The organism is Microbacterium indicum DSM 19969, from assembly GCF_000422385.1.
GTDB lineage: Bacteria > Actinomycetota > Actinomycetes > Actinomycetales > Microbacteriaceae > Microbacterium > Microbacterium indicum.
Window position 1 is genome coordinate 166,904 of the sequence record NZ_AULR01000003.1, and the last position, 22,293, is coordinate 189,196.

General features: G+C 67.1%; 17 protein-coding genes. 11 read left to right on the plus strand and 6 right to left on the minus strand.

Annotated elements, in window-relative coordinates; all coding sequences use genetic code 11:
* The first annotated feature begins 1,313 nt into the window (after nt 1–1,313).
* From H576_RS16300 to H576_RS0105960, 8 genes are all read left to right on the plus strand, one after another.
* Nucleotides 1,314–3,746 (plus strand): dCTP deaminase domain-containing protein, encoded by a 2,433-nt coding sequence (locus H576_RS16300; protein WP_211215773.1) that lies wholly within the window; start codon nt 1,314–1,316, stop codon nt 3,744–3,746.
* Nucleotides 3,743–4,951: a hypothetical protein gene (locus H576_RS16865; protein WP_051172245.1), complete on the plus strand. Its 1,209-nt coding sequence runs from the start codon at nt 3,743–3,745 to the stop codon at nt 4,949–4,951. The genes H576_RS16300 and H576_RS16865 overlap by 4 nt, the downstream gene beginning before the upstream one ends.
* On the plus strand, nt 4,944–5,726 hold the full coding sequence (locus tag H576_RS14540) for an HAD-IIA family hydrolase (RefSeq protein WP_051172247.1): 783 nt from the start codon (nt 4,944–4,946) through the stop codon (nt 5,724–5,726). Before H576_RS16865 ends, H576_RS14540 begins: the two co-directional genes overlap by 8 nt.
* Nucleotides 5,723–7,351, plus strand: coding sequence for an alkaline phosphatase family protein (locus H576_RS16305; protein WP_169564310.1), 1,629 nt, complete (start codon nt 5,723–5,725; stop codon nt 7,349–7,351). Before H576_RS14540 ends, H576_RS16305 begins: the two co-directional genes overlap by 4 nt.
* Before the next feature lie 176 nt (nt 7,352–7,527).
* A complete protein-coding gene (locus tag H576_RS17090) occupies nt 7,528–7,872 on the plus strand; it encodes a nucleoside/nucleotide kinase family protein (protein ID WP_156888142.1) in 345 nt (114 codons plus the stop codon).
* On the plus strand, nt 7,869–8,402 hold the full coding sequence (locus H576_RS0105950; protein WP_029150181.1) for a dCTP deaminase: 534 nt from the start codon (nt 7,869–7,871) through the stop codon (nt 8,400–8,402). Before H576_RS17090 ends, H576_RS0105950 begins: the two co-directional genes overlap by 4 nt.
* Nucleotides 8,399–9,619, plus strand: a complete 1,221-nt coding sequence (locus H576_RS0105955; protein WP_156888143.1) for an ATP-grasp domain-containing protein — start codon at nt 8,399–8,401, stop codon at nt 9,617–9,619. Before H576_RS0105950 ends, H576_RS0105955 begins: the two co-directional genes overlap by 4 nt.
* A 22-nt stretch (nt 9,620–9,641) precedes the next feature.
* Entirely contained in the window at nt 9,642–10,379 is a 738-nt protein-coding gene (locus H576_RS0105960; protein ID WP_211215775.1) for a metallophosphoesterase family protein, read from the plus strand.
* A gap of 36 nt (nt 10,380–10,415) precedes the next feature.
* Here the strand turns inward: H576_RS0105960 and H576_RS0105965 are convergent, their stop codons facing one another.
* Entirely contained in the window at nt 10,416–11,624 is a 1,209-nt protein-coding gene (locus H576_RS0105965; protein WP_029150184.1) for an MFS transporter, read from the minus strand.
* Between the two features lie 29 nt (nt 11,625–11,653).
* Nucleotides 11,654–12,898, minus strand: coding sequence for an ATP-grasp domain-containing protein (locus tag H576_RS14545; RefSeq protein WP_051172249.1), 1,245 nt, complete (start codon nt 12,896–12,898; stop codon nt 11,654–11,656).
* A 654-nt stretch (nt 12,899–13,552) separates the two neighbouring features.
* On the opposite strand from H576_RS14545, the gene glgX reads away from it, so the two are divergent.
* Nucleotides 13,553–15,718 (plus strand): glycogen debranching protein GlgX, encoded by a 2,166-nt coding sequence (gene glgX / locus H576_RS0105975; RefSeq protein WP_029150185.1) that lies wholly within the window; start codon nt 13,553–13,555, stop codon nt 15,716–15,718.
* Nucleotides 15,718–16,068: a hypothetical protein gene (locus H576_RS0105980; protein ID WP_036319489.1), complete on the plus strand. Its 351-nt coding sequence runs from the start codon at nt 15,718–15,720 to the stop codon at nt 16,066–16,068. Before glgX ends, H576_RS0105980 begins: the two co-directional genes overlap by 1 nt.
* Nucleotides 16,069–16,124: 56 nt before the next feature.
* Here the strand turns inward: H576_RS0105980 and H576_RS0105985 are convergent, their stop codons facing one another.
* From H576_RS0105985 to H576_RS0106000, 4 genes are read right to left on the minus strand one after another with little or no spacing between them, the layout of a single operon-like run.
* Nucleotides 16,125–17,789, minus strand: coding sequence for a glycoside hydrolase family 13 protein (locus tag H576_RS0105985; RefSeq protein ID WP_029150187.1), 1,665 nt, complete (start codon nt 17,787–17,789; stop codon nt 16,125–16,127).
* Nucleotides 17,790–17,820: 31 nt separating this feature from the next.
* Nucleotides 17,821–18,702 (minus strand): carbohydrate ABC transporter permease, encoded by an 882-nt coding sequence (locus tag H576_RS0105990; RefSeq protein ID WP_029150188.1) that lies wholly within the window; start codon nt 18,700–18,702, stop codon nt 17,821–17,823.
* Nucleotides 18,702–19,637 (minus strand): carbohydrate ABC transporter permease, encoded by a 936-nt coding sequence (locus H576_RS0105995; RefSeq protein WP_029150189.1) that lies wholly within the window; start codon nt 19,635–19,637, stop codon nt 18,702–18,704. Before H576_RS0105995 ends, H576_RS0105990 begins: the two co-directional genes overlap by 1 nt.
* Nucleotides 19,634–20,923: an ABC transporter substrate-binding protein gene (locus H576_RS0106000; RefSeq protein ID WP_036319492.1), complete on the minus strand. Its 1,290-nt coding sequence runs from the start codon at nt 20,921–20,923 to the stop codon at nt 19,634–19,636. The genes H576_RS0105995 and H576_RS0106000 overlap by 4 nt, the downstream gene beginning before the upstream one ends.
* Before the next feature lie 47 nt (nt 20,924–20,970).
* Here H576_RS0106000 and H576_RS0106005 point away from each other — a divergent pair, with 47 nt between their 5' ends.
* Entirely contained in the window at nt 20,971–22,230 is a 1,260-nt protein-coding gene (locus H576_RS0106005; protein WP_245559119.1) for an ROK family protein, read from the plus strand.
* Nucleotides 22,231–22,293: the final 63 nt, after the last annotated feature.

The window sequence follows — 22,293 nt, forward strand, 5'->3', positions numbered from 1 at the left end:
TGCATATGAAAACCCTCTCCTCACGCGCCCGGTCTACTTAGACGCGCGAGCTGTTGCAGACTTGAGCAGTGACATCGCAGTTGTGGCCGATGTATTGCTGTCCCTGCCTGATCGACTCGCTGACGGAGATGAGACGCAATTTGCGCGGCAAATGGGCGTCACTGAGGATCGAATGGAATTAGCATCCATCGGGGCGACCCGCTCCTCCCGGCACATCGGTCGCGCGGACGTTCTCCGGACCGAGCACGGGTTCCGCATGGTCGAGCTGAACCTAAGTTCAGCGCTCGGCGGATTCGAGACCGGCGCTCTGAACCAGGCGTTCCTCGCCGAAAATGACGTGTCCCATTATGTTGCTGATGGCAACCTTGGATACGTAGACCCGGTGCAGCATCTTGTTGCCTACCTCAAAGAGGCAACTTATGGCGTGCCGGGAACCGTCGGGCTGGTAGACACACCGACGGGATTCTCGAAGTCCGGCCCACATCTCGAGCTGCTCGCCGAAGCTCTCGCCCAATATGGAGTGGAAGCGGTACCGACCCACCTTGGGGAGCTCGAAGTCGGCTCAGCTGTCACTGTCCGAGGACGGCGCATCCATACAGTGCACCGTTTCTTCACGCTCAGCGAGTTGGTCGTCGACGTGTCAACCGTCCGGTGGGCCGGCGAGGTGCTGCGGCGACTGGAGAACACCGCCGTCCCAATCATCTCGCCGCTATCGTCGTCCATCTTTGGGAACAAGCGCAGCTTGGCAGCGCTCTGGGAACCAGCCACAAGGAGCGTGCTCAGCCTTGCGGAGAAAATGGCGATCGAGCAGCTCGTTCCGTGGTCGGCATCGATCACTTCTGGATCAGAAACGGTTGCCGAACGCGCCGCCTTCATTGAACGCTGCGTCGAGGAGCGAACGCGACTTGTGCTAAAACCGGCGTTTGGTGCCAGTGGCCGGGGGGGTTGTAATCGGTTGGGAAACGGATCAAGACGCCTGGGTGGATGCGATCACTGGCCTCGGAGAAGCTGCTTACGTCGTCCAAGAGTCCGTGCGCCCAGTGGTCGAGCAGTTCCCGGTCGAGGGCGGGATCGCTCGTCGCGGGTGGCGGTTGAACTACGGCTTCTTCGATCTAGCAGGGGTCTTCGCTGGGGCCTTAGTGCGCGGGCTTCCCGCTTCGGGAGGGGCGGTGATCGGCGAGCGTGCGGGGGCGTCTCGCGGTTGCGTATTCATCGCCGGTGATGACAGCCGTCTCCGGGGAGTCCAGAGGTCGTGACGGATGTGGAGTGTGGGTCAGCACTTCGGACAGAGGAGCTCGAGGGAAATTATGATCTTGACAGGGCCGCAGATCACGAAGGCGGTGGGCGTCGGAGATATTGTCATCGAGCCGTTCCACGAAGCAAACGTCAATCCGAACAGCTATAACTTCACCCTCGGGTCGACGCTTCGCGTGTATGACGATGAGGTGCTTGATCCGAGGATGCCCAACGGCTTCCATGAGATTAACATCCCGACCGATGGTTTGGTCCTCGAGCCTGGGCGGTTATACCTGGCGCACACTCGGGAGAAGCTTGGTGGTCAGATCTACGCCCCGACCTTCGCGGCAAGGTCATCGGTGGCTCGGCTGGGCCTGTTCATCAATCTTTCTGCGTCGCTAGGTGATGTCGGGTTTGTTGGGCAGTGGACCCTCCAGCTCTACGCCTCCCAGCGCGTGCGGGTTTACCCGGGGATGGCAATCGGCCAGATGATGTGGTGGCGAGTTGAAGGAGAAATCGAATTGTATGACGGAAAGTACCAGGGGGCTTCAGGTCCGCGGAGCAGTGACATTCACCTCGACATGGACCTGAAGGAGAGCCGCTGGGCGCTCCCGCGGTTCGGGCTAGCGATCGATGGGCAACAGTCTGGACCGAAGTTCGCAGCCCTCGCGAAATGGTCCGAGCATGTGCCCGTGCCGCCCGCATTCTCTGTTCCAGTCGAGTTCACTGACCGCAGTCTCGATGCGTCGATGCTCGCGAAACTCGAGGAGGCGATGACGGATCTCCGTACGACGGTCGGCTCGTACTACTTCGAGGGGCTCGCCAAGGTCGAGCAGATCGCCGCGGACTTCCGGCTCAACGACCGCTCGCGCGCCGTGCTGGCCGCAGCTATCGACGAGTTGCGGGATGAGCCTGACGCCCGATTTGCGGTCCGGTCATCCGCCGTCGACGAGGATACGTCGGCGGCAAGCAACGCGGGGGTGTTCTCCTCGGTGCTCGATCTCGGTGCCGATGAAGAGGTCTTCTCGGCCGTGGAGGCCGTGTGGCGGTCCTGGTACGCGGCGCCCGCCGTGGCGGCGCGCGTGCGTGCAGGAGACTTCTCGGCTCGTCCGCGCATCGGTGCCTTCGTCCAACGCATGATCGCGCCGGTACGTGCTGGCGTCGCTTTCTCCTCGGAACTGGGTCAGCGCGTCGAGATCTCGTACGTCGATGGTCTGGGGGATGCCCTCATGGCGGGCACCGCGACTGGGACGACCATCACAGTCGAAGGATCGGAGGTGCCCGATGAGCTCGATGCCGTTACTGCGGTCGTCCGGAGGATCGCACATGCCGAGGGCCGCGACGTCGACGTCGAATGGGCCGAGGACGACCGGAAATGCTGGATCGTTCAGGTCCGTCCGGTAACGGCTTCGTTGACGTCTGCCGACAGGAGCGACAGCCCGACGTTCGACGCTTCCTCGCTGTACGGCAAGGAAACCCCTTCGGTGCCACTCGGCGACGTCGCATCTATCTACGCCGGCTACGTCGCCAAACGCGGTCCGGCGCACGCGATCGCCCGCACCTACGGGCTCCGGACAGGCGCTGGCGTCGTCCTTCGCTTCAACCGGGCTGGCCTCGCCGAGGTCGTTGAGACTGGACGGATAACGTCTCTACTGCCCGCGGAGTCGGCTGAGTTTGTGGCTGACCTTGGGGATACCGTCCGCCAGATCATCGAACCGGTCAGCCAGCTCGAAACAGTCCTCGCGCAGACGCTCCACGGCCGGGCAGACGGCGGTTTCGGGTACGCCATCGTCCGGGAGTTCATCCGCGGCGATGCCGGCGTCATCACTCGTCTGCAGCCCGGCGGTGTGCATGTGGAGGTCTCCTCGGAGGGGCTGCTCGCGATGAATCGGGGTACGGCGCACGCGTCGCAGCTACGCATCAGCGACGATGGAACCGTCGTGGATTACGCAGACGTGCCTGCCACTTTCGTGGGGATCGTCGAGTCCGAAGCGCAGTCGCTCATCGCGTTCAGCCGGGCGATGGAGAAGAAGTATGGACCGACCACGTTGGAGTGGGTGATTCGTGGTGGGCGACTGTTCTTCACCGACTACTCCCGCACCGACATCTCGCACAGCACCATCAGTGCGCGGCAGAACATGATCGCACCGGGGACAGCCCAGGGACCCGTTGTCGACCTCCGACCCCATGACGCTGTCTTGTCGCGCCTATCGGTCGGGCCAGCAGTCAGCATCGACCACAGCGCGGATCTCTCTGGGCACGCTGGACTCGAGGCGGTCGCCGACCTGATCCGCAGTGTTCCTCGGAAGCCCATCGTCATCGCCCGCTCACCGTACGCTGTCCTTTCGGTGTTCCTCGACGACGTCGCTGGGTTCCTCTTCGAAGGAGGCTCGAGCCTGTCCCACCTCGGGATCCTGCTCCGGGAGAGTGGCGTCCCCGCAGTCATAGGAGAGCACGAGGAAACCGTAGACGAATACCTCATCGCCGACGGAACGGTGGCGGCGCTGTGAACAACATCGACCACGCTCCGTCCCTGATTATCGCTGCCCCAGGTCTTGTGGACGGGCTCCTGAGCACCGACGAGCAACTCCGGGCGAGCGCGCTCACGGTCGGCCTGCCCAGAGCTGCACTCCAGGGCCTCGAACTCGATGATCCGAACACCCTGATATTGGACTGGCGAACTGCGGTTGACGAGGAAGTGCTCCTCCGCTCGAGCGAGGGCGACGTGCGACTGCCGTTCGGACGGCTCTTCGAGCGGATGCTGCCCGGTCCTGTTGTTCGTGAGGCGGCTGCTGCCGCCGGCTACCAGGGACCTCTGGTGCCGCAGAGCGTTGTGGTGCCTACGCACCATGGCCACGCGCACGTGTGGACGCGTCTCCGGTACAGCGACGTCGACGCCGTCTTCATTCGGGTCACGACTGATCCGCTTCCGTTCAGCGGCAGTGCCGATGCGGCGTTCCTCGCTTCGGTGCGCAGTCTGAACGAAACTCACCACCTGTTCTTGAACAACCACCAGTGCTATTACACCCGCCGGTTCCCCGGCGAGGAACTCGAGCACAAGTACCTCCTTGACGGTGGTGACATCTGGACGGCCACCCTCGATGTATACAACGCTGTGCGCCGCGGCGATCTTGATGGGTTTGTCCCCGAGTACCACGACGAGTTCCAGACTTGGGACTACGAGAATCATTTGCACGAGATCGAAGGGCCTGGTGATGAGAAGGGCTATGTCTCGTTCATCCCGCTCGTAGGCGGCGGATACACGGTGAAGAGGAAGTGGTTCGGCGTGGACGCTTTCCGCCGTGGGGAACGCATGCGCCGGGAGACCGAGACGATCGACGACTTCGTCGCATACGTTGCAGACCGGATGGGGGTCGTCGCGCGGCCGCTCCCACCGTTCCGCCGGGTCAGGTACGACGTCAACTTCGAATCGCTCGCGACGGGCCACGTCTACGGCATCTTTTTTGACCAGAGCACCATTGAAGCCGCCCCGCGGCACAGGATGATGCAGTGCGAGCTCGAGTACCTCAGGACCCGCTCCGTGCTCCAGCAGAATGATAGTGACGTCCTCCGCGAGATGGAGACGATCGCTGTCTGGCTTGAGGGTGTCCTTGCAAAAAGCGGCTTCAGGACGGAGCGCGGTACCTACTCGAAACTTTCATTCCTCAAGCAGGCAGTACGGGACGACCCTGCGCTTGGAGCGGTCCGTGCCTGAACGGATCCTCGTCCTCTGTGATCTTGACGGGACGCTCTACGAGCGCGGTGTCCTCGTTCCCGGCGCCGCAGCTGCGGTCACCGCCCTCCGAGAGCGGGCGACCGTGCGTTTCCTGACGAACACTGACTCAACCGCAACTGCCGTGCTGGTGGATCGACTGCTGCAGCTCGGCCTGACCATCTCGGCTGACGAGGTCTTCACCCCGGTCGTAGCCGCCAGGTCTCGTCTACGTTCGTGCGATAGCGCGGTAGTGCTTGCGAACGAAGCAGTCCGTGCGGAACTCGCTGCAGACGTCGAGATCGTCACGTCCCGTCGCTCAGCCGACGCCGTCGTCGTCGGGGACACCCGGGACGTCCTCGACTACGCCGCGCTCGATGTGGCGTTCCACGCACTGCGCAACGGTGCGGTCCTCATCGCTCTGCAGCGCGGGAAGTACTTCCGGGCAGCGGACGGCGAGCACATCGACACCGGTGCAGTGGTGGCTGCGCTCGAGTACGCGGCGGAGGCGACTGCGGAGACCTTGGGTAAGCCCGCTATAGCGTTCGTGCAGCTTGCGATCGACTCGGCGGGTGGCCGCGACGCGTACGATCGGATCGTCGTTATCGGCGACGACCGCTCCACAGACGTCTTCATGGCGCAGCAGAGCGGGCTCGAATCGATCCAGGTGCTGACGGGCAAAGCTGCCGACCAAACGGGCCGTACCGACATGCCCGAAGCAGACCGCACCGCCGTGAGCATCGTCGAAGCGGCTCGGCTCGTTGGGGCAGGACAGTGAAGGTCCTTTGGCACATCTGGGACGGGGCGGCCGCGTGGATCGTTGACGAGTTGGTGGAACGCGGGCACCTGCCGAACGTTCGGGCACTCCGAGCCCGAGGAGAGTGGGGTGCTGCATCCGCGCCGTTTCCGAACTGTCAGACACCGGCGGGCCTCGCGACGCTCCTCACCGGCACCGACCCGAAGCGACACGGCGTGCACGGCTTCTGGGTTCCCGGCGCTGGGCCACAACGCAAGCGGATGCATCGCGGGTTCGACGACGGCATCCTCCAGACACGTCCAGCGTGGATCGGTCGTACGAGGAGGGCTGTGTCCGTGCATGCTCCGTGGACGCTCACCGCCGATGGTGTTCTCCCGCCGGGAGCGGTACTCGCTGCAGACGGCCTGAACGACCGAGTCGCGCGTGAAGGCGCGCTTGAGATCCCGGAGGTTTGTTCCGAGACGCCCTTCCCCGACGCAGCAAGCCCGGGCGCGGTGATCCGCCGCAACCGAGACGTCGTCGAACTCGTCGAGCGTTCTGAGACCATCCGGCTCGGCCAGTTTTGGACCCCCGTCTGGCGTGAGCAGGGACTTGGTCGTTGGTACCGAGCGATTCCAGATCCTGACACCGGCGCCGTCACTATCGTACGCTCCGGGGCATGGCGCACCCGCATCGTCGGTGCCTCGGACGCAGTTCGAGACGCGCGGCGGAGGGAGCGGACTGTCGGCCCGTTCCTTGGAGAGTCCATGGGCAGCTTCTACCGGAACGGAACGTTCGGACGACGCCTCGCGGACGGTGGAGATGGTGCAGCCGAGGATGTCCTGTTGGAGGTGGCTGAGATCGTGGTCCGAACCATGACGGGCCCCTTCGTTGACTACCTCGACGCGGATCTCGGGCTCTGGTACCTCCCTGTGGTCGATGACATTAGCCACGAGGTCGTCGGTCTGCTCGACTCGGACGACCCTGCGACCGTGGAGGCCGCGTGGGCGGTCATGGCCCGTGCCTATGAACTCGTCGACTCCTGCCTTGGAGAGACGATCGCGGCGCAGCGACCGGACGGTGTCGTCGTGTCGGCGGATCACGGCATGGCCCCGATTCGCAGTACCTTCCTGCCCAATGTCGCCCTTCGCTCTGCCGGGTTGGCGATCGCGGACGAGCATGGGGAGGCCGACACGGGGGCTTCCGACGCGTGGTACCACGAGGCCGGCACGGGGCTCGTGCTCGCCAATGCGCGGCATCTCGAGGGTGGGTACCTCGATACCGCCGCTGCCACACGGGCGCTCCGTACTGCAGTTGAAGCCATCTGCTCGGCGACGGATGAGGAAGGCAGGTCAGCCGTGATTATGGTGCTCGACGCCGACGGAAATATTGTGGAACCGGCAACTGTGTCTGGGGTCGAAGCCACGTTGGTGTTCCGCTCCGACGTACTGCCAGTTGCGGATCTCCCCGTCGACGACCGACCATGGCGGGAACCGCGCCGATCTGCAGCGCACGTTACAAACGATGGTGACACGCGGCTCGCTGCCACCTATGTGATCGCATCACCTGGGCGCAGCGCACGTTGTCTCGACCGAGACAACGGAGAGATCGCCGGTCTCGTGAACGCGATGCTCGAGGGGAAAGTCACGGTATGCGGATCGCGCTGATCGGACATTCTGGCGCTGGGAAGTCAACCGCTGTCGCTCTCCTCGCTGACGCTTTCGCCTCCCGAGGGCTGCGCAGTGAGATTGTCAAGCTGGCAGCCCCGCTGTACGAGCTCCAGCAGCGGTTCCGTTCCGCTGCCGGTGTCGAGCTCCCGCCTCGCGTCCAGGATCAGGTGCTCATGGAGAACATCGCCGCCCAGCTGCGGCGCCTCAACGATCGCGCGCTCGCCGACGATTTCCTCCGGCGGGTTGACAACTCGACCGCCGATGTCGTCATCAATGATGACCTGCGCGACCCTGACGTTGACGCTGCGGCGTTGCGTGCCAATGGCTTCCGGGTCCTGCGTGTGCAGGCACCTGAAGCCGTCCGCCTCCGGCGTCTCGAGGCGCGCGGCAACGTCTCGACATCAGACGAATCCTCGCAAGGAATTCACCGCATCCCCGTCGACGTGACCATCACCAATGGCGGGACAGTCGATGACCTTCGCTCTCAGATCAGAGACCTATTGGAGGTGCTCCTGTGATCCTTACCGGTGCACAGATCGCGTCTGAACGCCGTGAGGGAAGGCTCGTGATCGAACCGTTCGACCTTGCACACGTCGAACCGAACAGCTACGGGTTTACATTGGGCGACCGTGTCCTGACGTATACGGACCAGACGCTCGACCCGAACCGCGCCCCCGATGTCGTCGAGGAGTTCATCGGTGAAGATGGGTACCTGTTCCTGCCCGGCCGAATCTACCTCGCGTCGACGGCGGAACGGATGGGCAGCGACAACTATGCGGCTACGTTGCATGCGCGGCTTTCGACCGCGCTGCTCGGCGTCTGGATCCAGTACTCGGCTCCTCTGGGGCACTCTGGAGCAGTGATCCCATGGACGCTTGAGATCAAGGTGGCACAGCCGGTCCGTCTCTTCGCTGGTATGTTGATTGGGAAGCTCGCCTTCTGGTCGATGTTCGGTGCATCGCTCCCGTACCTGGGGAAGTACAGTGGCTCCACTGACGTCGTCGCATCGAAGATCTGGACCGAGCGGACTCCGGAGGTTGCGCGGTGAGGCCGACACTCGTCGTCCTCGGCACGAATAAGGCGCATGCAGCCGCGGATGCTGTTCGGGAACGTGACACGGTGGTCGTGACGGAGCCGTGGTACGCGGAGGACTTCCGCGCGCACGGCGCAGGGACGGTATTGGTCGTCCCGAACATTGCCGACACCGAAGCCACCCTGGCAGCATTGCAGAACTCCCGGACTGGAGACGCCGCGCTGCGAGGCGGGGCCGAACGGATCCGGATCCTGGCGACCTCGGAACGGACCGTCCAGCCCGCAGCGCTTCTGCGCGCCAGGCTTGGCGTGAGCGGTACGCCCCCGGAGATCGCCGTGGGGTTTGTCGACAAGGGAGTCATGGCAGATCGTCTCCTCGAGGCCGGGGTGCCGATGGCCGCCACTGTCACCGTATCGAACGCGTCGGAGGCGGTGGATGCGTTCCGGCAGATCAGCTTCCCCGCGGTAGTCAAACCAACGATCGGGAGCGGCAACAGCGGTGTGCGTGTGGTCGATAATGCGGACGCCGCGTCACGATTTATCGCAGCTTTCGTGCACGGGTCGCGATGGGTGGTGCAGGAACGCATCCACGCCGACGCGGAATATCATCTCGACTCGCTCGTCTCCGACGGGGGTTTGGTTGCTCCGATCGCGTCTCGGTACTCGGCTCCGTGTCTCGGCTGGCACGAAGAGTCGTTCCACGGATCGGAGACGATCGACTCTCGCGACGACGAGGCGATCGCCGTCCAACGCCTCGGGAGGGCGGCGATACGAGCGCTCGGGCTCCTGCATGGGGTTGTCCATGTCGAGGTACTGCGCGTCGGAGATCGCTTCGTCTGCAACGAGATTGCGTGCCGTCCGGGAGGGGGCGGCATCGGGCTCGCCCTCGATGCGACGCTCGGCCGGTCCTTCTGGTCGGAAGTGGCAGCACACGAGCGCACGGGCGCCACACAGCTGGACGAATACGAGAGGCGACCCGGGTATGGCTGGGTGGCATTGTCGACCCGCCCCGGACGAGTGCTCCAAATGAGCTCCGTAGACGATCTCCTCGCCATCGACGGCGTCGAACGGGTGCAATACACGGCGCAGGTCGGCGACCGTGTTCGCAGGACCGGAGGGGTTTATACAGCCGCGGGCTACTGCCTGACGCGGTCCACCACTGCCGCCGGTCACGCCGCGGTGCGAAGGGCCGTCGAACGGCGGTTCCAGATCGAGGTCGACTATGCCGAGTGAGTCTGCGGTTCATCGGCTTGCGGTGGTCTCCGACATTCACGGCAATGTCGCCGCGCTCGAAGCCGTCGTCAGCGACATCGCCCGCGTCGGGGTGCATGAGGTCCTCAACCTCGGCGATGTCGCGTCGGGGGCGCTCTGGCCGGCTGAGACACTCGAGCTACTGATGCGCGAGGGGTGGCGAAGCGCCCGCGGGAACCACGACCGTGTTGTCGTCGAGGGTCGACGGCTCGGGCCGTCCGATGCGCACGCACGAGCGTCGCTGGGACCCGAACAGCTCGCCTGGATGGCAGCGCTGCCAGAGCGGATCGACGTCACGCCCGGTATCGTGGCCGTGCACGGCTCACCGCGCGCTGATGACGAGTACCTGACGCATTCTGTGCAGGGCGGCACGTTGCGACTGGCGCGGCCAGCTGAGGTGGCACGCCGGCTCGATGGAACCCCGGCCGTCGCCGTCCTGTGTGGACACACGCACCTTCCTGTGTCCATGCAGTCGGACGACGGTACCGCCGTCATCGGGGCGGGGAGCGTTGGACTGCAGGCGTACGAGGACGACGCCCCTCCCAGCCCTCACCTCGTCCAGAATGGCACCCCGGATGCGAGTTACGTGGTCATCGACTTCGAGCGTGCACCGACCGGGGCGCGCATCGTCGGCGTGCAACACCGACGTGTCTCGTACGATCACGAAGCCGCAGCGCGCCGAGCTGAGACCGTCGGCCGTCCCGATGTCGCCGTCGCACTCCGCACGGGCCAGGTGTCCTGACGGCGTCACCAGTGGCGGCGGTCTCGGCTGCCCGAATTAATCGTGGCAGGCGCCCCGAGAGCTGGCTGTCGACGGCCGGGTGGCTGCCCACGCGGCCACTCCTGCTGCGATGAATCCTGCGCCGATGACCGGAGCGCCCCAGAACGTGCCGCTGGCGATCGCAACCGACCAGATTCCTGGTCCGAGCGCCGATCCGACACCGGAGGTCCAGGCGTATACGCCCTGGTAGGAGCCCATGTATCGCTGGTCAGCCAAGTCATAGGACAGGTCAAACGCCCCGGCCACCTGGACGATCTCTCCGAGCGAGTGAACGACGACGAGCGCGAGGATGAGCGCAACGCCGGCACTGCCGCCGCCCATCAGGAGAGCGAGCACGAAGCCGGCGGACGACGTTCCGAGTATCAGCCCCGCGAAGAGCATCGAACGGCCAGCCGCCGGTACACCGTCGACGCGCGCCGACACCGGTGCCTGACAGAGGACAACAATGGCGGTGTTGACCAGCAGTGCGGCCGGCGCGAGCCAATTAGGCAAGTCGGGGCTCGTCGCGACGAGGAGCGGTACTCCGACGGTCAGTGCTGCATACTGGACACCGAGAACGCCGTTCATGCTCATCACGACGACGTAGGTCTTGTCCGTCCAAGCGGCGATGGTGCCGGAGCGATGTGGTGATGCTGCGGCCCGCTGATCCGTGGCCGGCTGCACGTCCCGCAGCTTGGTGAGGTAGACGGCGGCGAGAACCAGGAACGTCAATGCGTTGCCGATCAGGAGCCACCGCAGTTCCGCACCAGGCAGGACGGTAACGGCCAACGCCGCGATCGCGGCCCCAGACGCGATCCCGAGGTTCGCGCACGAGCGGAGCTGCGCCCGGACCTTGCCTCGCTGCCCGGCCGGGGCGATGTGCGCGTTGAGGACGCCACGTGCGACCTTCGAGCCCTGCGCGGCAAACGCGGCGACGAGTGCGCCGATCCCAAATGCCACGATGGAGTCAGCGAAGGCGAGCCAGACCATCGCCGCGGCTTCAACAATGAGGAACGCGGTGCCGACCTTTACGGCGCGATGCCGGTCCAAGGTGCTACCCGCTGCGGGGAGGAACAACAAGCCCCCGACAGCGGCCACTGTCGAGACCACGCCGACCTGCGCAGCCGGCAGGTGGACGCCGCCGACGAAGTAGAGGATCAACACCGCGCCGTAGAGGCCCGTGCCCAACGAGTTGAACAGCAGCCCGAGTGCGAGCCACCTCGCCACCCGTTCGGTCGGTACGAAGGACAGTAACCTCACTCCTGGTCGCCCGCGTCGTTGCCGGAGGTCACGATGCGAACCGCATCACGGAGCGCATCGGCCTTATCGGATGCTTCACAGGCGTCCCGGCCATCGCCGATAACATAGCCAGGCCGGTCCCCGGACCGCCGCACCGGATGCACCGTGTCACCCGCGACGACCCCCACATGGATCTCCTGCGGTGGCGCGACGGTCGGTACCGATACGCTCGACACAGTACCCGGGGAAGCCGAGAGGAACCGCACGGCTGCGCCTCGGAACGCTGTCGGCGCAGGCAGGCCCGAGGCCCGGCCGACCGCTATGTCGACGAACAGCGCGGGGAGATCGATACCAGTGGCGATCCGCAGGAGGACGCGAATCTTGTCCCCGCCGATGCGATCATGCGACTCGATGATTCGTGGCCCTCGCCCGGTGACCTTAACTTCAGTGTGGGTCGGGCCATCGACGACGCCAACCGCATCGAGGAACCGGGTCACGAGCGCCCGCACCTCTGATGTGTCGGTGGTCGACAACCGCGACGGCATGGTGTGACCCATCTCGACGAAGTTGGCGTTGACCTGTTTGTCCGTGACGGCCAGCACATGGTGGATGCCGCCAATGGTGATCGACTCCACGCTGACTTCCGGGCCGTCGAGGAACTCTTCGACGAGGGGCGAGCTGGAGCCCGTCGCTATGAAGTCTCGCCACGCGGCTGGGGCGTCTTCTGGGGAGTCGATCCGGAACACTCCGCGGCTGCCGACGCCGTCGCGCGGCTTCAGGATCACTGGGCCGCCTGCGGTCCTGCAGAAGCGAACCAGGTCTGCGAGGGTCTCAGGAATCGAGGACAGGACCGGGCTTAGCCCCGTCTCTGTTAGTCGCTCCCGCATCGCGCGCTTGTCCTTCAGCGAGCGCACCGTTCGCAGGGAGTTTCCCGGCACCCCGAGATGTTCCCGCGCAGCCGCGGCTGGGATCAGACCGTGTTCCGTGAGGGACATGACTGCGGAGAACGGGTGTGCAGTGTGGAGTGGGAGCAGGACTGCACACACTGCATCGAGATCAGAGAGAGTGACTTCGAGGACCGTCTCGGCCATGGCCGCTTCTGCTAGCGGCGTTGTTCCTGCATCGTGCAAGTAGACGACATCCACGCCTCGCCCGGCGGCCGTCCTGATCAGGTGGCCGGTCCCGCCTATGACTGCGACGCGAGGACGCGAACTGACTGCCTGCGCGGGTAGCGCCTCGAGGTCGTACTTGCTCTGGTGCATGAGGACGCTCCGATTCCGGCCAGATTTGCTTCTCGAATGGAGTCGTGATCGTCCTTCGATGTTGTTGCGATCCTTCCAGACGCTCGGTTGACTCTGCAACTTCCGGAGGGCCGCACGTATGTGACCTCGGGCGTCTGCTTCACGCGTCCGTGCGTGTGGGGAGGATAGCTAGTTGCTGTTCGTCGCCGCAGCTGAAATGTCTGAATCATCATGAGTCGGCTCTCACCTCGACGACCTCTACGGAGAAGAAGCCCCGCATTGTGCATTGCGTGTCATAGGGTTAAATCTCGATCGTTGAGGCCGCCCGCCGTGAGAAGGTGCTGGAGTAGGCGATCGGGAACCTAAAACGCTAGGGGTTTTGATCGCGCTCATCGGCGTCGCGCCAGATGTCGTGCGGAACTCGCAGCCCGCGGCGGGCGAGCCTGGGGGCCCGGATGTCGACGCGTGGTCAGTCGGAGTCACAGCGTTCGGCGCGGTGCTGGTAGTGATGCTCTCGACCGTGTTAGTGAGCAAGAACGCATCACCGCACGACATTGATCAATGAGCTCTCGCCCGGTTGTCTCATGGGACGGAGATGAGACTTCTGGCGGGACGGGGCCTCCGGTCAACCACGGTCGTGCTCTCTCCGTCACACTCCTCGTGCATCATGGCGGGATGAGCCCCCGCATCTGGCGTGAGATCGGCGAGAGCACGACCGTCTGGCCCGGCCGCAACTGGCCGCTCGGCGCGACGTGGACGCCCGAATCGACGAACTTCGCGGTGTACGCGCCCGACGCGACAGGCATGTGGCTGTGCCTGTTCGACGCCGACGGATCCGAGACGCAGCTGCCCCTCACCGAGCACAACCTCGGGATCTGGCACGGTGCTCTGCCGGGCCTCGAGCCCGGGCAGCTGTATGGCTTCCGAGCCGACGGGCCCTGGGATCCCGCGCGGGGCCAGCGCTTCAACTTCCAGAAGCTCCTGCTCGATCCCTACGCCAGGGCGATCGCGGGCGACATCGCGCCCGAGGAGCCGCTCTTCGGCTACACCTTCGGCGACCCCGAGGTTCGCAACGACGACGACTCGGCGCCGTTCCAGGCGCGCAGCGTGCTCGTGGATCCGGCCTACGACTGGGGCGACGACCGCCAGCCGAAGACGGCCTGGCGCGACACCGTGATCTACGAGGCCCACGTCAAGGGCCTCACGAAGCTGCACGACCGGGTCCCCGAGGAGCACCGCGGCACGTACAGCGGCCTCGCCCACCCGCACATCCTCGCCTACCTCCAGGATCTCGGCGTGACGGCGGTCGAGCTGCTGCCGACCCAGCAGTTCTTCTCCGAGCCGGCCCTGACCGAGCGCGGAACCGTCAACTACTGGGGCTACAACACCGCGGGGTTCTTCGCGCCGCATAACGCCTACTCGTCGCGCGGCGACCGGGGCGGGCAGGTGAACGAGTTCCGCGACATGGTGCGCGCGTTCCACGGCGCGGGGATCGAGGTGATCCTCGACGTCGTCTACAACCACACCGCGGAGGCGGGCCCGCTCGGGCCGACGCTGTCGTTCCGCGGGCTCGACGACGAGGGCTGGTACCGCCGCGTGCACCCGCAGGGCGACGCGGGCTTCGACGACACCTACTGGGACGTGACGGGGTGCGGCAACACCGTCAACTCGTCCGAGCCCATGACGCTGCGGCTGATCCTCGACTCGCTCCGCTACTGGGTGACCGAGATGCACGTCGACGGCTTCCGCTTCGACCTCACGAGCGCCCTCACGCGCCGCGACCACGAGGTCGACATGACGAGCGCCTTCCTCACCGCCGTCGACCAGGACCCGGTCCTGCGCCACGTGAAGCTCATCGCCGAGCCGTGGGACGTGTCGATGGACGGCTACCTCGTGGGCCAGATGCCGGCCCCGTGGGTCGAGTGGAACGACCAGTACCGCGGCACGATCCGCGACTTCTGGCGCGGGCACGGCGACATCCGCGAGGTCGCGACCCGGCTTGCGGGATCCTCCGACCTCTACGAGGACGACGGGCGCTGGGCGTACGCGGGCGTCAACTTCATCACGGCGCACGACGGCTTCACGGCGCGCGACCTCGTGACCTACGAACACAAGCACAACGAGGCGAACGGCGAGGACAACCGCGACGGATCCGACGACAACCGCTCGGCGAACTACGGCGTCGAGGGCGAGACGGACGACGAGGCGATCGTCGCCGTGCGGCGCCGGCAGGCCGCGAACCTCATGGTGACGCTCGCCCTCTCGAACGGCGTCCCGATGATCACGGCGGGCGACGAGCGCGGGCGCACGCAGGGCGGCAACAACAACGCCTACTGCCAGGACGACGAGACGAGCTGGGTCGATTGGTCGGCCGACGACGCGTGGCTCGACGTCTACGAGCAGGCGCGGTGCGCCCTCCAGCTGCGGCGCGACCACCCGGCGCTCCGCCAGAAGCACTGGTTCGAGGGCGAGCCCACGATCGTCGACGGGCCCCGCGATCTCGCGTGGCTGCACCCCGACGGCCGCGTCATGACCGACGAGGACTGGGGCGACGGATCCCTGCGCACCTTCGGCATGTTCGTGTCGGGCGGCCCGCTGCGCGAGCCCGACGCGCGGGGCCGGCAGGTGATCGACGACTCCTTCGTCATCTGGTTCAACGCCGCCGATCACGCGGTGACGGTCACGAACCCGTCGACCGACGTCATCGCCGAGGGCGAGGTCGTCCTGTCGACCGACCCCGACGTCGCCGCGGGGACTCGCGCGGCGGGGGGATCCGCGCTGCCGCTCGCGGCCCGGTGCGTCGTCGTCGCGCGCTCGGCCGCGCTGGGGGAAGCCGGCTGATGGCCGCGCGCGCGGCCCTCGGCTTCCGCGCCGCGACGGCGTTCGGCGCCGCGTGGGGCTTCCTCTGGAGCACCGGCCGCGTCGAGCGGTACGGCGAGCTCGTGATCTTCCGCGGGATGCCGCGGTGGACCCACGCGCGCGGCGGCGTGTGCGTGGGGCGGTGCTACCTGACCCATGCCGCGTCGGAGCGCCGGGCGGTCCTCGAGCACGAGCTCGTGCACGTCGCCCAGTGGCGCCGCCACGGGATCCTCATGCCGTTCCTCTACGCGCTCGCGGGGCGCGATCCGCTCCGCAACCGCTTCGAGATCGAGGCGGGCCTCGAGGCGGGCGGGTACGTCAGGCGCGCCTGAACGCGGAGGCGCCCCGGGCGGATCGCGCGGATCCGTCCCGGGGCGCCTCCTGCCGGTCAGCGCAGCCAGACCGTCGTGGCCGCGGGCAGCTCGTCGTCGACGGGGCCGCTCGCCAGCAGGAGCTCGCCGGCCGGGAGCGCGACGGCCTCGTCGCCGAAGTTCGTCACGCACGTCCACCCGTTCGGGCGGCGGAACGCGAGGACGTCGCCGCCCGTGAGCGCCTCGATCCACTCGAGCTCCTCGCCCGTCTGCAGCTCGTGGCGCAGCGCGAGCGCGCGGCGGTAGAGGTTCAGGGTCGACGATGCGTCGTCGTCCTCGGCCTCGACCGACGCGTCGCCGAACCACGCGGGCTGCGGCAGGTGCGCCTCGCCGGATCCGAACCCGAACGACGCTCCTTCGCGCGTCCACGGCAGCGGCACGCGGCAGCCGTCGCGGCCCACGTCGACGCCGGGGCTGTGGAAGAACGTCGGGTCCTGGCGCGCCTCGGGGGCGATGTCGCCGACCTCGTGCAGGCCGAGCTCCTCGCCCTGGTAGAGGTACGCGGATCCCGGGAGCGCGAGCTCGAAGAGCGTCGCGGCCCGCGCGCGGCGCAGCCCGAGGTCGCGGTCGAGCTCGGCCTCGGGGGCGCCGCGCAGCAGCCAGTCGCGCGTCTGCTCGCCCGAGTCGGCGGCGTCGAGGATGAGGGGCAGGCCGTAGCGGGTCGCGTGGCGCACGCGGTCGTGGTTCGAGAACACCCACGTCGTCGACGACTCTGACTCGGCCGAGAGCGCGAGGTTCTCGGTGACGATGTCGCGGAACGGGCCCGCCGCGAACGGCGCCTGCAGCAGGTCGAAGTTGAACGCCTGGCCGAGCCCGTCTGCGCGCGCGTAGCGGGGGCGGCGGGGCGTCGCGACCCACGCCTCGGCGACGGCGATGCGCGGCGGGTCGTACTCGTCGAAGACGCGGCGCCAGTCCTGGTAGATCTCGTGCACCTCGTCGCGGTCCCACAGCGGGTTCCGCCCGGGCTCGGTGATCCGGGCGATCTCGGCGGCGCTCGGCAGCGGGTCCGTCAGGTCCTTCGCGAGCCCGTGCGCGACGTCGATCCGGAACCCGTCGACCCCGCGGTCCGACCAGAAGCGCAGCGTGCGGCGGAAGTCCTCGCGGACCTCCTCGTTCTGCCAGTTGAAGTCGGGCTGCTCCTTCGCGAAGAGGTGCAGGTACCACTGGCCGTCGGGCGTGCGCGTCCAGGCGGGCCCGCCGAAGACGCTCTCCCAGTCGGCGGGCGGCAGCTCGCCGTTCTCGCCGCGGCCGTCGCGGAAGACGTACCGGTCGCGCGCGGGCGAGCCGGCGGGGGCGGCGAGCGCCTCCTGGAACCACGCATGCAGGTCGGACGAGTGGTTCGGCACGATGTCGACGATGAGGCGGATCCCCGCCGCGTGCAGGGCGCGCGACATCTCGTCGAAGTCGTCGAGCGTGCCGATCTTCGGGTCGACGTCGCGGTAGTCGGCGACGTCGTAGCCGCCGTCGGCGAGCGCCGATGGGTAGAACGGGCTGAGCCAGACGGCGTCGATGCCGAGCTCCTGGAGGTAGGGGATCCGCGAGGTGATGCCCGTCAGGTCGCCGATGCCGTCGCCGTTCGCGTCGGCGAAGGATCGGGGATAGATCTGGTAGACCGCGGCCTGGCGCCACCAGTCGGCGCCCTGCAGCAGGCCGGTCTCGGACGGTGCGGTGAGAGAAGTCAACTCTGTCTCTTTCTGTGTGGGGTTTCGGTTGTCAGCCCTTGACGGCGCCCTGCGTGACGCCCTCCATGACCCAGCGCTGCGCGAACAGGTAGGCGATGATCGCGGGCGCCATCGCCATGAGGTACGAGGCGAACGCCACGTTGTAGTCGCTCGAGAACTGGGTCTGGAAGAGGTTCTGCCGCACGGGCAGGGTCTGCAGGTTCGCGTCGGAGATGATGAGCGACGGCATCATGAAGTCGTTCCACGCGTAGAGGAACGCGAAGATGCCGACGGTCGCGCTCATCGGTGCGAGCAGCGGGAACACGAGGCGCCAGAACGTCTGCCACGTCGTCGCCCCATCGATCCGGGCGCTTTCCTCGAGCTCGATGGGGATCGAGCGGAGGAACGCCGTGAACAGCAGGACGCTGAAGCTCAGCTGGAACATCGTCGCGAGCAGGATCACGCCGACGGGGTTGTCGAGGCCGACGCGCCCCGTCAGCTGGATCTGCGGGAGCGCGACGACCGGGAAGGGGATGAACATCGCGCCGAGCAGGTAGAAGAACGACCAGCGGAACGGCTTGCGATCCCAGTTGCGCACGATCGCGTAGGACGCCCACGAGGCGAGGATGATCGTGAGCACGACGGTGCCCGCCGTGACGAAGAGGCTCATCGCGAAGCCCACGGGGAACTTCGTGAGCTGCCACGCCTCGACGAAGCCCGTGATGCTGAACGGCATCGGCAGCGAGAACGCGTTGCCGTCGACCGACTGCCCCGACGTCTTGAACGCCATCGAGATCGTCACGTACAGGGGCAGCACGACCGTCACGGCGCAGAGCAGGAGGATGACCGTCGTCGGCCAGCTGACGCGCTCGCGGTGCGCGCGGCGCGGGCGGCCCGCGGTCAGGATGGTCTCGGTTCGCGTCGTCGTGGACATCAGACGTTCGCCCTTCCTCGGGTCACCGACAGCTGCAGCGCGGCGATGACGATCGTGACGATGAAGAACAGCGTCGCCGTCGCCATCTGGTAGGCGTAGTCGCCCGTCTGGAACCCGCGGATGATCGTCATCGCGATGCTGCGGGTGCTCGTGCCCGGGCCGCCTCCCGTCAGGCCGACGATGATGTCGTAGGCGTTGAGGAAGTTCTTGAAGCCCAGGATCACGTTGATCACGACGTATCCCGCGACGAGGGGGAGCGTGATGCGGCCGAGCTGCTGCCGCTTCGACGCGCCGTCGATCGCCGCCGCCTCGTACACGTCGCCGGGGATCGACAGGATCCCGGCGATGTAGATGAGGAGGGTGCCGGGGATCGCCTGCCACGCTGTCACGATGACGATGCCGAGCCACGCGAGGTCGGGGTTCGCGAGGATCGACTCGCTGAGGAACGGGATGCCGAGCGCCTGGCCCGCCGCGGGGAGCGAGTTCTGGAACAGGAACTGGAAGACGTACGCGATGATCAGGCCCGAGACGACCATGGGGATCACGAAGATCGCCCGGAGGCCCATCTTGAACCGGATCCGCGACGTGAGCCCGACGGCGAGGAGGAACGAGATCACATTCACGACGACGACGGTCGCGAGGGCGAAGCCGAAGGTGAACAGGAAGCTCGAGAGGATCGCCGGGTCGCTGAACGCGGCGATGTAGTTCGTCAGGCCGTTGAACTCCCAGTCGCCGATGCCGATCGAGTCCGTGAAGCTGAAGAAGATGCCGATGACGCCCGGGACCGTGATCGCCAGGGTGAAGAGGATCACCGAGGGCAGCAGGAACAGGTAGTAGATCGGCTCGACCCGCTTCGAGTTGCGCCGCACGCGGCGGTTCCCGCGGGTGACGATGGTCGTGGTCGCGCCGGTCGTCACGGCGTTCCCGGCGCTCATCCCGCGTCCTCCGTCGACGTGGCGGGTTGGCGGAAGGCGAGGCGCGACCAGTCGGCGTCGAGCGTCCTGAGCACGCTCTGCGCGTTCGCGCCGAGAGCGATCGACTGCGCGTAGTTCTCGGCGGGGATCGTGCGGGGGATCAGCACACCGGGACCCTGGTAGACGGCGCCGGAGTCGTAGTAAGGGATCATCCCCTCGACGCGCGGGTCGCTCGGGGCCTCGCCGTCGGTCGTCGGCACGAAGCCGAGCTGCGACTCGTTGTACGCCTGGATGATGTCGGGCTCGAAGAGGTACTCGAGGAAGTCGCGCGCGCCGTCCTTGTGCTGACCGTCCTTCGGGATCAGGACCGCGAGGTCGAGGTTCACTCGCACCTTGAGATCGTCGGGGTCGTCGGTCATCGGGAGCGGGAACGTGCCGAGGTCCGCGTCGGGGTTCGTCTTCGCGATCTCGCCGAACGCCCACGGCCCCTGCATGTACATCGCGCCGTCGCCCTGGGCGAAGCCGACGTTCCCGGCGTCGTAGACGCGGCTCGACGCCCCGTCCTGCGTGTAGTCGGCGGCGAGGGTCTGGAGCTTCTCCATCGGCTCCGCGAAGTCCTTCTCGAACGAGTACTCGCTCGACGCGTTCACCTGGTCGCCCTCGGCGGCGAGGCCGTCGAAGAACTCGAGCATGTCGAGGGATCCGCCCGCCGCGTAGTCGAACCAGCCCTGGTTGACGGTCCAGGCGTCGGCGAAGGTCCCGTAGAACGGGGCGACGCCCGCGTCCTTGAGGGTGTCGCAGACCTGGATCAGCTCGTCCCAGGTGGTCGGGACCTCGAGGCCGTACTCGGCGAAGACGTCCTTGTTGTAGATCACCGACGACGCCATGACCGAGTAGGGGAGCGCGGGGGTCGTGCCCGCGCAGACGCCGTACTGGTCGAGGAGCGGCTGCAGGTCGGGTCGGATCTCAGCCGCCGCGTCGGTGTCCGAGAGGTCGTCGAGCGCGCAGCGGCTGACGAAGCGCGAGACCTCGTGGTTGTAGTTCGAGAGCATGATGTCGGGCGGGTTTCCGCGCACGAAGCTCGCGGCGATGGGGTCGACGCCCGACGTGTCCATCTCGACCCGGTACTGATCCTGCGACGCGTTGTAGTCGGCGACGACCTGCGTCATGAAGTCGATCGCCTCGCGCTTGTTGAACGTGAAGTGGATCTCCTCGGGCCCCTGCGCCCCGCATCCGGTGAGCGCGGCCCCGACGATCACCGCCCCGGCCGCCGCTGCGACGAGGCGCAGCCTTCTTCTTCCAGACATCGTTGTCCTTCCGTGTGATCCGCGCATTGATTAAGAGCGTGAATCTAATGACGCTGGAACTCTGTCAGGTGCACGGGGTGCGCGTCAAGGCCGGGTACGTTCTCGGTATGGATCCCCGTGGCGCGAGTTCGCCGCAGCTGCTGCGACGCCTCAACGCGGGCGCCGTCGTGCGCTTCGCGCTCGGCGTCGGCGAGTTCGCCGCGGCCGAGGCGATGTCGGCGACGGGCCTCACGTGGCCGACGGTCCTCGGGGTGTGCGACGGGCTCGTCGCCGACGGGTGGCTCGAGGAGGTCGCCGATAGCCGCGCGGCCGGCCTCACGAGCAAGGGGCGGCCCGCCCGCCGGTACCGGCTGCGTGAGGCGGCGGGCGTCGTCGCGGGGCTCGACGCGGGGCAGCACCACTTCACGGCGGTCGTCGCGGATCTGCGGGGGCGCGTCCTGGCGCAGCTCGCGGTCGACGCGCCGCCCGTCGACGACGTCGCCGACATGCCGCAGCGGCGCCGGGCGGCCGGTGCGCGGCGCGCACTCGCCGCGTCGCTCCTGCGCGAGGCGCTCGCCGCCGCGGGGCGATCCGAGGGCGACGCGCTCATCGCGGCCGTCGCCGTCCCCGCGCCCGTCGACGCGCGCGGCCTCTCGCCGCGCGGCGAGGACGACTACTGGGCGACGATGAACCCCGGATTCGCGGGCGCGCTGCCGTGCGAGGTCGTCGTCGAGAACGACGCGAACCTCGCGGCCGTGGCCGAGCAGGCGCGCGGCGGGCACCCGTCCGAGGCCGGCGTCGCGACGGTCCTGGCCGGCGAGCGGCTCGGCGCCGGCGTGATCCTCGACGGCCGCCTCCTGCGGGGATCCCGGGGCGGCGTCGGCGAGATGCGCTTCCTCGGGATCGTCGAGGGCGTCGGGACGGCCGAGGGCGTCGGCGCGCTCGCCCGCGACTGGGGGCGCGAGGAGCTCGGCGACGGCGTCGACGTCTTCGCGGCCGCGGCGGAGGGGGATCCCTCGGCCCTCGCGATCGTCGACCGCCTGGGCGATCGCGTCGCCCGGGTCGCCGAGGCCCTCTCGAGCCTCCTCGACATCGACCGCGTCGTGTTCGCGGGCGCGATCGCGCCGGCCCTCGGTCCCGTCCTCGCGCGGGCGCGCGAGGTCATGCGATCCGAGTTCCAGGATCCCGTCCCCGAGCTCGCCGCGAGCGCCCTCGGCCCCGACATCGTCGCGATGGGCGCGGTCGACGCGGCCCTCGCGCGCGTCCGCGCGGAGCCCCTCGCCTTCGCCCCGCGCCGTACCTCGGAGATCTCGCCTACCCGCACATGATCCCGGCGGACCCGTGTGCGGGAAGCCGAGATCTGTGAGGTTGTGCGCGGGAGGGATCCTCGT

Bases quoted from the DNA above. Each gene is read 5' to 3' on its own strand.
- H576_RS0105995 (WP_029150189.1), bottom strand. From the start codon at position 19,637: ATGAGCGCCGGGAACGCCGTGACGACCGGCGCGACCACGACCATCGTC.
- H576_RS14545 (WP_051172249.1), bottom strand. From the start codon at position 12,898: ATGCACCAGAGCAAGTACGACCTCGAGGCGCTACCCGCGCAGGCAGTC.
- H576_RS0106000 (WP_036319492.1), bottom strand. From the start codon at position 20,923: ATGTCTGGAAGAAGAAGGCTGCGCCTCGTCGCAGCGGCGGCCGGGGCG.
- glgX (WP_029150185.1), top strand. From the start codon at position 13,553: ATGAGCCCCCGCATCTGGCGTGAGATCGGCGAGAGCACGACCGTCTGG.
- H576_RS0105980 (WP_036319489.1), top strand. From the start codon at position 15,718: ATGGCCGCGCGCGCGGCCCTCGGCTTCCGCGCCGCGACGGCGTTCGGC.
- H576_RS0106005 (WP_245559119.1), top strand. From the start codon at position 20,971: ATGACGCTGGAACTCTGTCAGGTGCACGGGGTGCGCGTCAAGGCCGGG.
- H576_RS0105990 (WP_029150188.1), bottom strand. From the start codon at position 18,702: ATGTCCACGACGACGCGAACCGAGACCATCCTGACCGCGGGCCGCCCG.
- H576_RS17090 (WP_156888142.1), top strand. From the start codon at position 7,528: ATGGAGAACATCGCCGCCCAGCTGCGGCGCCTCAACGATCGCGCGCTC.